This window comes from Cytobacillus sp., assembly GCF_032154635.1.
Classification (GTDB): Bacteria; Bacillota; Bacilli; order Bacillales; family Cytobacillaceae; genus Cytobacillus.
Map to the genome: position 1 here is coordinate 1 of NZ_JALDXW010000064.1, position 13674 is coordinate 13674.

Here is a 13674-nt window from a genome sequence, read left to right on the forward strand (position 1 = left end):
AATGTTGAAATTCGGTTAGAAAATGTAGATAGTCGGCTAGAGAATGTTGAAATTCGGTTAGAAAGTGTAGAAGAGAGCATTCATAGGTTGGAAGAAACGGTTACTAACCATGCTACGCAATTTAGCAGCCACTTTAAGCAAATTGAAACAAGGTTGGATCAACATGAAGAAACATTCCGAGTAATTTCAAATGAATTAACTGGAACAAAAATTGATATAAAACATCTTAGTGGCAAAACTGGCGTTCATGAAACAGAAATCAATCAGCTTAAAGAAAGAGCCCACGTCTAGTCCCCCTTCATTCATCTTGTAAACACAAATTTCAAAAAAAACAATCCATGTAAATTCTGTAAATGTCAGTCTGTCTAATTTACCTGTGCTGGTTATTGCTTCGACCATTAAGGCTTGTTCAATAGTATAGAAAAAGCCTTTGACGATCTGAAAGCGACCGCGCAAAGGCTTTTCATTTTCTTATATTTAGCTTAATTTTGAACGAAGGTATGCATCAATAAATTGATCAAGTTCTCCGTCCATAACCGCTTGTGTGTTTCCACTTTCTGTATTCGTCCGGTGATCTTTTACCATAGAATATGGATGGAACACATAGGAACGGATTTGGCTGCCCCAACCGATTTCTTTTTGTTCTCCACGAATTTCTGCTAATTGCTGCTCCTGCTCTTCAATTTTACGTTGGTAGAGCTTCGCTTGTAGCATTTTCATCGCACGGTCGCGGTTTTTAATTTGCGAGCGCTCGGTTTGGCAAGTAACGACAACCCCTGTTGGCGTATGGGTGATTCGGACAGCTGAATCCGTTGTATTAATATGCTGACCACCTGCACCACTTGCACGGTAGGTATCTATTTTCAAATCTTCTGTACGGATATCTATTTCGATCTCATCATTAAATTCGGGCATGACTTCACATGACACGAATGATGTATGACGGCGGCCAGAAGAATCGAAAGGTGAAATACGCACAAGGCGGTGTACACCTTTTTCTGCCTTTAAATAGCCATATGCATTGTGTCCTTTGATGCTTAGTGTAACGCTTTTTATCCCTGCTTCATCTCCTGGAAGATAGTCAAGCGTTTCTACTTTAAAGCCTTTTTTCTCTGCCCAGCGTGTATACATCCGCAGAAGCATGGAACCCCAATCCTGTGACTCCGTTCCACCTGCTCCAGGATGAAGTTCTAGAATCGCATTGTTTTTATCATAAGGCTCGCTTAAAAGAAGCTGCAGCTCAAACTCATTCAGACGCTTGGCCAAATCCTTTAATTCTTCCTCTAACTCTGCTTGAAGTTCAGCATCCGCTTCTTCCTTCACAAGCTCGTACGTTAATTCAAGATTTTCAAATGTTTCATTCAGATCATAAAGCTCATGGACCTGATCCTTCAGTCCATTTAGCTCCCCAATGACCACTTGCGCCTTCTGCTGGTCATCCCAAAATCCTGGATAAAGCATTGTATCATCCAGCTCCGCAATTCGTGCCTCTTTGTTCTCTAAGTCAAAGAGACCCCCTAAAGTCCGCTAATCGTTTAGCCATTTTCTCTAATTCATTCCGAATATCTGCTAATTCCATGCTTTCACCTCTAAAAATTTTTAAGCCGCCATTCGTTCCCTTTGTCAGCCTTTTTTTATTATACTGTTCTCGTACATTATTTTACACCCTATAGGAAAAAAACACCGGCAAAGCTGTTTTAGCGAACAGCTTGCCGGGCTTTGTTGAAGCTTGTTGGTTCATTTAAGCTAATATTTATTACACTCCACAGCAATTTTTATACTTTTTGCCGCTTCCGCAAATGCATGGATCATTTCGGCCAACATCAAGCTGTTTCACAACTGGCTTTTTCTTCACCTTTTCCCCATCTTCCTTCGGGTTGACAGCCTGGCCTTTTGCAACCTCTTGACGCTCTAGATTGTTGCGGATTTCCGCCTTCATGATGTATTTTGCCACATCTTCTTCGACTGCTGCGATCATATTTTCAAACATCGCAAAGCCTTCCTGCTGGTACTCTTGAAGCGGGTTAATTTGACCGTAGGCACGAAGATGAATTCCTTGACGGAGCTGATCCATCGCATCAATATGGTCAATCCACTTCGTATCAACGGCACGAAGAACAATAACCTTTTCAAATTCACGCATTTGCTCAGGCTGAAGAAGCTCTTCTTTTTCATCATAGCGTTCTTTCACCTTTGCAAAAATGGCCTCAATGATCTCTTCTGTATCCTTGCCTCTAAGATCATCGACCGTGATGTCTCCCTCATGGAGCAGATTTCCATTCACATAGTCAATAAGACCTTGCAGGTTCCACTCTTCTTCATCCCCGCCCGTTGGCGCAAAAGCATGAACATTACGTTCGAGTGATGTCATCAGCATTTTCTCCACAATTTCACGAAGGTTTTCTGATTCGAGTACTTCATTACGTTGACCGTAAAGAATTTCACGCTGCTGGCGAAGAACATCGTCATAGGAAAGAAGCTGTTTCCGGGCATCAAAGTTATTGCCCTCTACCCGCTTCTGAGCCGACTCAACTGCTCTTGAGACCATTTTACTCTGAATTGGCTGAGAATCGTCCATGCCAAGACGCTCCATCATCGATTTCATATTATCAGAACCGAAGCGGCGCATTAGTTCATCTTCCATGGAAAGATAGAATTGTGTAATCCCTGGATCTCCTTGCCGTCCAGCACGTCCGCGGAGCTGATTATCAATCCGTCTGCTCTCATGGCGTTCCGTACCAATAACAGCAAGTCCGCCTAATTCTTTTACCCCTTCACCTAGCTTAATGTCTGTACCACGACCTGCCATGTTCGTCGCAATTGTAACAGCACCCTTTTTACCGGCATCAAGAATAATTTCCGCTTCTCGCCCATGGTTCTTCGCGTTTAAGACATTATGCTGTACGCCTTTTTTCGTTAAATATTTTGAGATAATTTCTGAGGTTTCAATTGCTACTGTACCGACAAGAACCGGCTGGCCTTTCTTATGACGCTCAGCAATATCTTCAACAACAGCACGGAATTTCCCATCGATTGATGAATAAATTAAATCCGCACGGTCATCACGGGCAATCGGACGGTTAGTTGGAATCACCACAACATTCATATTGTAAATATTGCGGAATTCCTCTTCCTCCGTTTTCGCTGTACCCGTCATCCCTGCCAATTTTTCATACATACGGAAATAGTTCTGGAATGTAATCGTTGCAAGGGTCATGCTTTCATTTTGAATTTCTAAGCCTTCTTTTGCCTCGATTGCCTGATGCAGACCATCACTATAACGGCGGCCCTTCATTAAGCGGCCGGTAAATTGGTCAACGATCACAATTTCGCCATCTTGAACCACATAATCCACATCAAGATGCATGCTTGAATGCGCCTTTAAGGCTTGTGTAATATGGTGGTTCAATGTGACATGAGAAATATCGAAAAGATTCTCAATGCCGAAAGCCCGCTCTGCCTTTGTCATCCCTTCTTCTGTCAGCTGAACGCCTTTTGTTTTTTCATCATATGTGTAATCTTCATCTTTTTTCAGTGTACGAACAAACGCATTGGCCTGAATATAAAGAGCTGTTGACTTTTGTGCTGTTCCAGAAATAATCAGCGGTGTACGTGCTTCATCGATTAAAATGGAGTCCACCTCATCGATTACTGCATAAAAAAGCGGGCGCTGAACCTTTTGCTCTTTATAAAGCACCATATTGTCACGCAAGTAATCAAAACCTAATTCATTGTTTGTGCTGTACGTGATATCAGCAGCGTATGCAGCCTGCTTTTCTTCTTTTGTGAGTCCATTTAAGTTTAAACCGACTGTTAGTCCTAAAAATTCATACAACTGACCCATTTCGGTAGCATCACGGCTAGCCAGGTATTCGTTGACAGTCACAACGTGAACGCCTTTGCCTGATAATGCATTTAAATATACTGGCATCGTTGCAGTTAGTGTTTTCCCTTCCCCTGTTTTCATTTCGGAGATGTTTCCATCGTGCAGGGAAGCTCCCCCCATCAATTGAACCGGGTATGGGTACAATCCAAGCACACGCTTTGCCCCTTCACGTACAACAGCAAATGCTTCAACAAGCAAATCATCTAATGATTCGCCTTTTTGATAGCGCGCTTTGAATTCTTCTGTTTTTCCACGAAGCTCATCATCCGTTAATTTTTCCGTATCAGCAGCAAGTGCTTCAATCTGTTCTGCAATTTTTGTGAGTCGTTTTAGTTCGCGTTTATTTTGATCAAACACCTTATTTAAAATCCCAAGCATTTAAAACGCTCCTTTATATTGGATAGGAGAAGATTTTTAGTAAAAATCTCCCATTAAGTCTCATATTATACCTATTAATATTACCACTTTCACTAGGGGGTGACAACTTATGAGGGCGGAGGGGAGGTTTTGCCTTTTGGAAAATAGACTCGGTCCTTAAACTGCCCCTTACATGGTAAGTCCATTGAAAGTAGTCATTTTTTTTCGATACTGGCGGAGGTAGATGGAGAAATTCCCGAAATTGCTGGTTAGAAATTGGGGAGTCAATATTTAAAACGAAGTAATCTGTGATTGCCTGTGTATGCTTATCCTTTGTTTGGCATCGATGGCAAAACCAAGTTCCATATTGCCTTACTAGAGGCAAAGAAGACGAACAATTGTTGAATAAGGCACCTGTAAAGGATTTCTCTTTTAGATAGGTTATAAAATTGAAGAACTTCGAAGTTTTATGAAAAATGCCCTTTTAATAGGCTTTAGGATGTTTTCTTAAGCTCTTTTTGGGTGATGATTTCTTTGTTTCACATTTTCAATAAATAAACGAAGTGCAACTCATGCTCTTCGTTTATTTACTAATCGAAAACCTTAATCCAGGAATGCTACTCTAAATGTGCTGATTATTGCTGACATTCCCTGCTGCTTCATTTTTTATTAATTAAGCTCTAATAATCAGGAATTATCGCCAGCCGCTTCTTTTTGCCTATTCAAAAATCAACGACAGGCTATTTTCTAATTGATTTTCCTCGATTTCTTTTTTTACATTATGTAATTTCCAGTGAATGACCGACATTCATTCGCTCATGTTCAAACATACTTCCAATTTGATCTTCTACCACAAAGTAAATTTCACTATAATAGCTAGATACGCGGTTAGCAGGTATTTCGTAGATCTCCCCTATCTGTTTCTGAGTGAGTTCAACATTTACCGGAGACAGAGTAGAAACAAGATAGCGAAGAGCAGCCACATAGTTTCCAGGCTTTTGAATTTTCTTATTGGTTTGCTTGCAATATTCCATCCAAAGGATGACGCCCATTTGGATAATCCAGTTAAGCTCTCCAGCCGCCTTCATATCCTTTTCAAATATTTCCGCTACCGTCTTAGCCCCATTGCTTGGCCATTCAAAACTTGATAAATCAAGTAATCCTCCCGCTTTTGGCGTCTCATACATCATTTCAAGGAAGTTGTCTGCCAAAAATTCCTCTGGACTATCATAGCCTGAATTCAAAAATTCACTTTTTATAAAGGCTTCGTAATCCACAGTATGCTTAATGGAAAGTTCAAAAAGCGTAGGGAAAACTGTAAATTTATCTTCATAGTGATGCAGGATAGCAAAAGCAAAAACTCCTTCTTCATAATCGCGCGAATGCTCAAATAGAACGACAGGAAACCGTCTTCCCGTCAGCGTATCCTCGATAATAAGGGAATCGTTTTGATACTCCTTTATTACCCCTGCAACCGCATAACCATCCTGCCAAGATTGGAGAATAGCTCTCACTCTTTTGCGTGATACCTTGCCAAGTTTGTATTCGATAAATTTCTGCATAATGGTTTTTCCATCTTCCAACGGTTCAAATACTAGAAACCAAAACGGATGCAGAAATTGATAGAAGTCTTCATCCTCTTCATCTGCGCCGTCCAACACTTGGAACAAATCTTCAAAATCATCCACTATTTCATATTCAAACCGCTTTATAGCAAACATTCTTGCTTCCTTTTGCAGCTCTAAAATTTCATGATCAATCACATCTGTAATAGACACCGTATCCTTGCTTCCACAGCATTTTTTATATTTCTTCCCGCTCCCGCACGGACATGGCTCATTTCGGCTTACTTTTACTCTAGGCATTTAACCATTTCACCTTCATCCTTATTCATCTGTTTACTAACCATTCTACCATTTTTATCGATTAATTTTGGCAGATTTAATAAAAGATAAAATTGCTATAATTGACATTTTCTCCTTTAGTTTATATACTATGATTACAAATTGAATCATTGTTCTCCTAAAGGGGAGTAGCTTTTACAGCATTGTCGTCATTTCAGAGCACTTGCTCTCGGCATTGTTGGCAGCCTAAAAATTGTTAGCCAGACCTTTACCAAACGGTAGAGGTCTTTATTTATGGCCTTTACCCATTGCGGTAAAGGCCTTTTTTATTATAAGGCTTTGTTAAATCATTCAGTTTGTGCACATAAATACCTGCTCATAGGCTCATCTACTAAAAAACTAATTATATTGGAGGAAATGACATTGAATAAAAAGATTCGTTTTTCACTTGAGGAGTTAACAAAGAAAAATAAGGAAGAGTTATTAAAGGACAAGCTTCAGCTCGAAAAAATCGAGAAAAGATTGGATGAAAAACACGCGATGACAAAATGAATGAAACCACAAATGTTAGAGGAGGAATTTGCGGTGTAGAAACTCCCTCTTCCCTTAAAAATAAATCATACAAAAAGAGGAGAAAAGATTTAATTGAAAACCGCAGGATTACAAAAATGGCTATTCATCTTTACCTTTTGAAGCATCCTTGAAACAACGTATACGTCAGCAATCACTTCAGAGGTTAAAAGCCCGCCAAGGATTCAAATTCAGCCAGCCCAAATGATATCTGACTCAGATCAACGTACGTAATCATCGAATCAGAAAAACCCCGCTTTTAACAGCGGGGTTTCCTTATTTATTGAGCTTCAATTAGACCATAACGGCCATCTTTTCGTTTGTAGACAACGTTTGTTAAGCTTGTTTCCGCGTTCGTAAATACATAGAAATTGTGGCCTAGCATATTCATTTGCAGGATGGCCTCTTCGCTATCCATCGGCTTAAGATCAAAGCTTTTTTGACGAACGACTTCCAGTTCATTCTCTTCATCCATTGGTGCTCTTTCAGACTCATCAAGTGTAACGAACATATCTGGTAAATTCCCTTTTTCACGGAATTTACGATTTACCTTTGTTTTATGCTTGCGAATTTGGCGTTCTAATTTATCAGTAATCAAGTCAATAGCTGCATACATATCATCATGAACTTCCTCTGCACGAAGGACTAGATTCGGCATAGGAATTGTTACTTCTACTTTGGAGGTTTTATCTTGGTACGTTTTTAAATTCACATGTACGGTTGCATCTGGAGATTCGGTAAAATACCGCTCCAATTTTGCAATTTTCTTCTCTACATAGTCTCTAATTGCTGGAGTTACCTCAATGTTTTCACCACGAATGTTAAAATTCATAAGCGAACTCCTCCTTTTCAATATACAAATACTGTGTGCCTTTTTTCCGCCTATTAGGCTTGCTTTATAAAAGACACGTAGTCTTATTAAAAAGACTATATATTACATTTCTATTTTACCCCATAAATCTCCTGCTAGTACATGAAAAAAGTTTAAGAATTTTGTCGGATTGGTGAAGAATGATGGATGGATTCGCTTGGTTAAGGGAGGAGCCAAAAAGGAATAAGTTGCAGAACCGTTCGACTCCTACTGCCTTAAAGAAGAACGTTTTACTGAAGGATTGGGTGTGTGTTTATATATCAAAAAAGTGATTCAAATTATTGGTATTTCAAGATGGAAAACTTCCATAAGCTAGTGCCATTGACATAAGGATGATCCACGAAGGGATTGTTCATTTCGGAAAAAAATTCACCTGCAACTGCAAGTGATTTGGAATGATCAGTTTATCTCACTACTGAGCTTTGTTTACTAACCCGACTGCAATAATAGCTAGAAATGGTTTAATATTGTTTGTTCGTTTTTTCACAATTCTGATCTCACTTAAGAGCATTTCAAGCTCCTTGGGTGTTGAGACATCAATAATCCAATCTGCTAAATCCTTATGATTAATAGAATAGTTTTGTGTTGGTATTTTAATAGATTTTACTGCGTTTATTTCCCTTTTCAAACAGTTTTTATGATAATCATACTTTGTTAGAACACCATTTTCTCCTTTACAGTTACAATTCATGTCTGCAGCATTCATTTTTATCACCTTTACAAAAATTATATACATATAGTAATAAATTTCATCCATTGGTTAATATACCCATGTATTCTAAAAATGTCAACAATAGGACATTATATACAGGACGCTTTACCCATTTTTACAAAACAGGGTAATTTTAGTATATTTCCCTCTTGTAAAATGATAGATTTAGAGTAAATATAAGATCATTTTTTGGGAGATTTTCTGTTAATACAGAAATAGGAGGATCAATTATGGATCAAGCACAAATATCATTCGATTTGGTTGGAAGTGCGCTAGGCGAAGACATTTTCTCGGAGCAAGGCATCCTATTATTGAAAAAGGGAACGATATTAAAAGAAGTTCATATTCTATTGCTGCAAAAATACCGATTCGGAACAACTATATCTGTAAATTTAAACGAAAAGGTACATAAACAATCACCAAGCGCAAAACCCTATCAATCGATTCAATCCTATATCAAAGATACATTCAAAAGCTTTTACAGAAGCAAAGAAATTAATATGATTCATTTAAGAGAGCGCTTTCACCCGCTTATTGAACTATCACTTTGTGATGTTTCCATCCTAAAAGTCCTGCAAACAGGAGAAAAAAGAGAGGACCAGCTATTTCAGCATAGTATAAATGTCGGAATCCTCTCGAGCATCATCGGCAAACTATTAGGATATAAGAGAAAAGACTGTCTTCTATTAGCAGATATGGGACTATTTCACGAGATTGGTATGCTGGGAATAGACAAAAGTATTTATAAAAATACAATTTCAGTTAATAATGAAGAAGTTCAAAAGCATACAGAGATCGGGCATAAACTACTAAGCACGATTCCCTATATAAATCCGCTCATTCCATTAGCTGCCCTTCATCATCATGAAAAAATAAACGGAACCGGATACCCTAAACAATTAAAAGAGAAGGATATCCCTTATTTCGTACAAATTGTTTCCGTTGCGGATTGCTTTAATGCGGTATATATAAATGTACAAGATAATGGTGAAAAGAACCCGTATTTCGCAGGTGTTTACGAATTAGTCGAAAAAGCGCAGAATAATGAGCTCAACCCAGCAATCGTTATCCCTTTTGTCCGATACATTATGAGACAAAACCTATTGCAAAAAGTGATGTTGAGCAATGGAGAGGAAGCACAGATTGTCTTTATTCATGAGAACGAGCCTTACCAGCCTTTGGTGAAGGTTGGGGAGGCGTATGTGGATTTACGGAGGGAGTCTGGGGTGAGGATCGTTAGTCTTGTCGGTGATGAACAAGAGAACATGGTTAAGCTATAACTAGATGAACCCATCGAGTGGTTAGAAACCATAATAAATCAACTTGAATAAAATTCCAATTAATCAGGAAAAAATAACCAATCCTATGCAGGAGAAACGAGAATTAAAGAGAATGTATATAGTATTCACCATAAGGAGGAGGGATTTTAAATGGCGGTTATCGGCGGTGTTGGAGAAGGGCCAGTCTCACAATTTGTTGTCATCAATAAACAGATAGCAGAGTCTGCCGTGAAAGAAAAAATCCTAGATGTAATGACAGATCCTGCAAAAAGAATACGAGAAATACAACAGCCTTCTCCATTCTCACAATTTATTGATATGAAGGTTTAAATGCACAGCTAGATATAGCTGTGTTTTTTTATAAAGAAAAACCTGCTTGATATCAAGCAGGTTTCAAGCATTATTTTTTCCGATCAAAATAATGCCCATCAAATGATGCAGATGCATAAGGGTCATTATATCCTTTAAATGCAGACTTTCCTTTCTTCGCAGTAACAAGATCTTTCTGAATAGATGTCTTAATCTTGCCCATCTGCTTTACTACATCTTCACTAATAGTAAGAATTTCTCTCAACTTTTGTTTATCATCAATAGTTAATAAAGTTTGATCCATACGATCTAATAGCTCGCCACGAGTTTCAAGGTACGCTGTTAATTCTTCAATTTGCTTCTCTCTGTCTCCTTGATTAGAAACAGTCGACTGCAGCTGTTTAGTAATTTCATATAGCTTTTCAATGATATCCATTACACAAGCCCGCTTGTACTATACTGTTTCTTGCGGTTAATAATCAGAGCTTCTTTCCAAGTATCGCGGAACTCCGTTACCAACTCTTCTACTTCACTGATAATTTCCGTATCATTCTTAATATTTGCTTCTATTAATCTACGATTCATATAATCGTATAATCGTCTCATGTCATTTGAAATATCATAGTCAAAGTTTAAAGTAACCATTAATTCTGAAATGATATTTTGCGCTTTTGAAAGATTTGTATGTTTCGCTTCAATATTTTTTTCTTGAACCGCTTTTTTGGCTTGATTCAAAAATTTCAGGCAACCATTGTATAGCATCAGTGTCAATTCGCCAGGAGAAGCAGTTAAAACAGAATTCTGTTGATATGCTTCATATTGTTTTTGCATGTTTAAATATCCTCCTAAATATAACACATAAATAATTCTATTCTATTGCCCTAACATTCCCACAATGGAGCTGCTTTGTGCATTCATCTTGCTGATTGCTTGCTCCATAGCCGTGAACTGCTTCCAATAACGGTTTTCAATCATTTTCAGCTTATCTTCCCATGTACTCATCTGTTTTGTAATTTCCTTAATAGAGTCTCCAAGAGTACTTATATCTAGGCTTGACGCTGTATTTGGACGACCTGCTTTTTTGTTTAATTTGTCAATTGAACTGCCTACCTCATTATATATTCTTGTTGCAATTCCATCTTCACTCGTAAACAATTGAGCAACTTCATCCGGTTTGTTAGCGATTGCTTCCTTCAGCTTATCCTCATTAATCTCAAGCTTCCCATCCTTGGACATATAAGCTGATTGGATACCTATTTCGGATAGCAATCTTAGTTGACCATCAGGTATTCCGGAAACAGTATTATACATTTTGCCTCTTAATGCTGTTAAAGTGTCCCTGATCGTCGAGTCATTGTACAAAAGTCCTTCTTTTGCTTTTTCATCCCACTTTTCAGCCTCTTTTTCTGATAAACCTTCTCTCTGTTCTTCTGTTAAAGGCTGATACTCACGATTACGATGAGTTTTCACTTTAGAGTTTAGACTATCGATCATTGAGTTATAGCTATCGACAAAGTCTTTGATTTTGTTGAAAATAGCGTCTGTATCTGATTCAACTGTTATTGTTACAGGATTGCTATCCTTTTTTAATAAAGTTAAATCCATTCCATATATATTAACTTTATTAGAAGTGAGATTGTCAATGGTTTTACCGTCAATCGTAATAGACCCATTCACTCCATTTACAGATGGACCTGCATTAGTATTTGTACGGCTATCTCCCCCGCTGCCTATAACCCCAGCAATATTTATTGAACCAGCACTTGGAACATCCTTGATCGATATTTTTTGATCTGCTCCCAATTCTTTAGTAGAAATTACAAAACCAGAAGTCGTATCATCAAAAGAAGCACGCAGACCAAGTGATTCCCCAGAAGCATTTGTTGCAGAACCGATTTTACTAGCAAGTGATGCATATGTATCTTGATCTGTAATTGTAATCGTTTGTTTGCCCTTTGCCGTCTCTATTTCAATCGAAGAGGTTTCACCGGTTTTTAGGATTTTGTCTCCTGACTTTACCGCTTTTCCCTGTTCATTTAAAATGGCATTACTTGTTACGACTCTTGCAGATTCAGCCAGACTATTAACTGTCACATTGTATGAGCCAGGAATAGACTTGCCGCTAGATGAAACTAACAGATTTGATGTATTTGACGAAGTGGCTTTATAGCCATTAAAGTCTGAAGTAAACCGTAGTTTATCCACCTTTTTTTGAAAAGCACTAAGTTCAAGATTCACATCTCGATAAGCGTCACGCTGCCACGACATCCATTCCTTTTTTTGAAATAATTTATCCAGTGGAGCACGCTCCGCTTTCATTAAGTCTCTAATGATCGTATCTGTATCAAGTCCAGATGCGAATCCTGTAATTCTCATCGTGTTATTAACCATTTAGGATACCCTCCATTATATTTTGTTATCAACAAACAGCCCAAAATATTCTCTCATTGAAGCATACATATCTAGTAGCTTCTTTGGCGGTATTTCTCTTACTGTTTCCTTTGTTTGATCATTGATCAGCGTTACATAATACGTTTGCAATTTTTCGTGGTACATATACTTCAAAGAAGTATGAGTATTTCCTAATACTTGATTGATATCGGAAACGACCTTCTCTAAATCTTTTTCTTGAATGGCTGTTTCTGCAGTATTCTCATGATGCTGTTCTAAGATGTATGTTGGTTGCTCCTGTATCTTCATCGATTTATTACTTTCAAAGCTAATATTATCTACAGAAGATCTAGAAATTGAATCAACAGAGCCCATCTTAATCCCCCTAGTAATTGTTCTACTTATTACATCGGATATTTCAGCAAATTATTTACATTTATAGAGTCAATAATCTGCTTTTTGCAGGTAAATAATGATAGGCTGCAGACATTTCATAAAATTCTTTCGCTTTTTCCTTTTGATTAAACATCTCATAATAGACCCCTAAATTATATGCAGCCAAGAAGGAAGCTGTACCTAAAACGATTTCTCTTTCATTCTGCTTTCCTAATGCAAGACAAATAAGATAGGATCTTTCAATAAGAGGAAGAAAATCGATATTGTTAGCCGTATCACTTAACACAAAGTTCATATAAAAGATACCGCAAACAAACTGATAATCTGGACTGTTCCCTAAAGGAACATTCATTTGGTCAATGATTTCAAAAGCAGGATAGAATTGCTTTAATTCAATTAATGTATAAATATAATTGACGACCAAATCTGTAAAATAACCCTCTGCTCGATCAGCCGCCTGATAACTTTCCTTAAAAAAATGAGCTGCTTCCTGATAGAGATTCATTGTTTTATATTGTCGAGCAAGCTGATATAAGATGTAAGCATTCTTTGGATTCTTAGACAGCTCTTCCTTTAAAATGATAAGATTGCGCTCTGATTTATCCGTTTGAAAATAGCCTGTGTGGAAAACTTCAATTGGCATCTCAATCCGCGGCAGCTTAGACACCACCTGCTCATGTATTTTCCCAGAAAAATAAGCTCCTTTTGGAAGCAATCGAGAAATAAAGATTTGTGAAAACCGCTCTTCATTGTTTTGCTTAAAATTGCTTTTGATATTAATTTTCCCGATAAAACGATCTGATTGGAGCATTGTCTTTACTTTGTCTTTGTCCCAGCTGGTAATCTGTTCATCGGCATCGAGAATTAAGTTCCACTCTGACGTTGATTTAGATAACGCGAAATTACGGGCAGCCGCAAAGTCATTGGTCCAAGTATATTCATAGACAGCCGCACCATGTGTCTTTGCAATTTCTATCGTATTATCTGTGGAGCCCGTATCTACGATAATGATTTCATTTACGTACTCTTTAACAGATTCTAAACAGGTATGTAAGTGT

General features: G+C 38.0%; 14 protein-coding genes. 4 read left to right on the forward strand and 10 right to left on the reverse strand.

The features are described from left to right. Positions 1–291, forward strand: a 291-nt coding sequence (locus RUH74_RS23080; RefSeq protein WP_313804885.1) for a hypothetical protein, incomplete at its 5' end; no start/stop codon positions are given. A 186-nt stretch (positions 292–477) separates the two neighbouring features. Here the strand turns inward: RUH74_RS23080 and prfB are convergent. From prfB to RUH74_RS23095, 3 genes are all read right to left on the reverse strand, one after another. Next, positions 478–1579 (reverse strand): peptide chain release factor 2 gene (prfB, locus tag RUH74_RS23085; RefSeq protein ID WP_313804888.1). Its coding sequence is split into 2 segments (ribosomal slippage): positions 478–1506 and positions 1508–1579, totalling 1101 coding nucleotides; the frame shifts between segments, so codons are not numbered across the junction. A 177-nt stretch (positions 1580–1756) separates the two neighbouring features. Next, positions 1757–4264, reverse strand: coding sequence for a preprotein translocase subunit SecA (gene secA, locus RUH74_RS23090; protein ID WP_313804890.1), 2508 nt, complete (start codon positions 4262–4264; stop codon positions 1757–1759). Between the two features lie 758 nt (positions 4265–5022). Beyond that, the gene (locus tag RUH74_RS23095) at positions 5023–6108 is read right to left on the reverse strand and encodes a YecA family protein (protein ID WP_313804892.1); all 1086 of its coding nucleotides are present in this window, start codon (positions 6106–6108) and stop codon (positions 5023–5025) included. A gap of 402 nt (positions 6109–6510) precedes the next feature. Between RUH74_RS23095 and RUH74_RS23100 the strand changes: the two genes are divergently transcribed. Next, the gene (locus tag RUH74_RS23100; RefSeq protein WP_396230160.1) at positions 6511–6639 is read left to right on the forward strand and encodes an FbpB family small basic protein; all 129 of its coding nucleotides are present in this window, start codon (positions 6511–6513) and stop codon (positions 6637–6639) included. A 298-nt stretch (positions 6640–6937) separates the two neighbouring features. On the opposite strand, the gene hpf is transcribed toward RUH74_RS23100, so the two are convergent. Both hpf and RUH74_RS23110 read right to left on the reverse strand, forming a co-directional pair. Beyond that, positions 6938–7489, reverse strand: coding sequence for a ribosome hibernation-promoting factor, HPF/YfiA family (gene hpf, locus RUH74_RS23105; protein ID WP_313804898.1), 552 nt, complete (start codon positions 7487–7489; stop codon positions 6938–6940). 451 nt (positions 7490–7940) lie between these two features. After that, entirely contained in the window at positions 7941–8234 is a 294-nt protein-coding gene (locus RUH74_RS23110) for a hypothetical protein (protein WP_313804901.1), read from the reverse strand. A gap of 236 nt (positions 8235–8470) precedes the next feature. On the opposite strand from RUH74_RS23110, the gene RUH74_RS23115 reads away from it, so the two are divergent. Both RUH74_RS23115 and RUH74_RS23120 read left to right on the forward strand, forming a co-directional pair. Further along, a complete protein-coding gene (locus RUH74_RS23115; protein ID WP_313804904.1) occupies positions 8471–9520 on the forward strand; it encodes an HD-GYP domain-containing protein in 1050 nt (349 codons plus the stop codon). A 150-nt stretch (positions 9521–9670) separates the two neighbouring features. Further along, positions 9671–9850 carry a hypothetical protein gene (locus RUH74_RS23120; protein ID WP_313804906.1) on the forward strand — a complete coding sequence of 60 codons (180 nt, stop codon included), beginning with the start codon at positions 9671–9673 and terminating at the stop codon, positions 9848–9850. A 70-nt stretch (positions 9851–9920) separates the two neighbouring features. Here RUH74_RS23120 and fliT read toward each other — a convergent pair whose 3' ends face one another. The 5 genes from fliT to RUH74_RS23145 all read right to left on the reverse strand — a co-directional run. After that, positions 9921–10265, reverse strand: a complete 345-nt coding sequence (fliT, locus tag RUH74_RS23125; RefSeq protein ID WP_313804908.1) for a flagellar protein FliT — start codon at positions 10263–10265, stop codon at positions 9921–9923. Next, the gene (gene fliS, locus RUH74_RS23130) at positions 10265–10660 is read right to left on the reverse strand and encodes a flagellar export chaperone FliS (protein WP_313804910.1); all 396 of its coding nucleotides are present in this window, start codon (positions 10658–10660) and stop codon (positions 10265–10267) included. Before fliS ends, fliT begins: the two co-directional genes overlap by 1 nt. 42 nt (positions 10661–10702) lie before the next feature. Next, a complete protein-coding gene (gene fliD / locus RUH74_RS23135; protein ID WP_313804913.1) occupies positions 10703–12220 on the reverse strand; it encodes a flagellar filament capping protein FliD in 1518 nt (505 codons plus the stop codon). A 15-nt stretch (positions 12221–12235) separates the two neighbouring features. Beyond that, positions 12236–12595, reverse strand: coding sequence for a flagellar protein FlaG (gene flaG, locus RUH74_RS23140; RefSeq protein WP_313804916.1), 360 nt, complete (start codon positions 12593–12595; stop codon positions 12236–12238). Between the two features lie 61 nt (positions 12596–12656). Beyond that, positions 12657–13674: glycosyltransferase (locus RUH74_RS23145; protein ID WP_313804919.1), on the reverse strand; the 1018-nt coding region annotated here is incomplete at its 5' end.

Bases quoted from the DNA above. Each gene is read 5' to 3' on its own strand.
- RUH74_RS23095 (WP_313804892.1), bottom strand. From the start codon at position 6,108: ATGCCTAGAGTAAAAGTAAGCCGAAATGAGCCATGTCCGTGCGGGAGC.
- fliD (WP_313804913.1), bottom strand. From the start codon at position 12,220: ATGGTTAATAACACGATGAGAATTACAGGATTCGCATCTGGACTTGAT.
- fliT (WP_313804908.1), bottom strand. From the start codon at position 10,265: ATGGATATCATTGAAAAGCTATATGAAATTACTAAACAGCTGCAGTCG.
- flaG (WP_313804916.1), bottom strand. From the start codon at position 12,595: ATGGGCTCTGTTGATTCAATTTCTAGATCTTCTGTAGATAATATTAGC.
- hpf (WP_313804898.1), bottom strand. From the start codon at position 7,489: ATGAATTTTAACATTCGTGGTGAAAACATTGAGGTAACTCCAGCAATT.
- RUH74_RS23115 (WP_313804904.1), top strand. From the start codon at position 8,471: ATGGATCAAGCACAAATATCATTCGATTTGGTTGGAAGTGCGCTAGGC.
- RUH74_RS23110 (WP_313804901.1), bottom strand. From the start codon at position 8,234: ATGAATGCTGCAGACATGAATTGTAACTGTAAAGGAGAAAATGGTGTT.
- fliS (WP_313804910.1), bottom strand. From the start codon at position 10,660: ATGCAAAAACAATATGAAGCATATCAACAGAATTCTGTTTTAACTGCT.
- secA (WP_313804890.1), bottom strand. From the start codon at position 4,264: ATGCTTGGGATTTTAAATAAGGTGTTTGATCAAAATAAACGCGAACTA.
- RUH74_RS23120 (WP_313804906.1), top strand. From the start codon at position 9,671: ATGGCGGTTATCGGCGGTGTTGGAGAAGGGCCAGTCTCACAATTTGTT.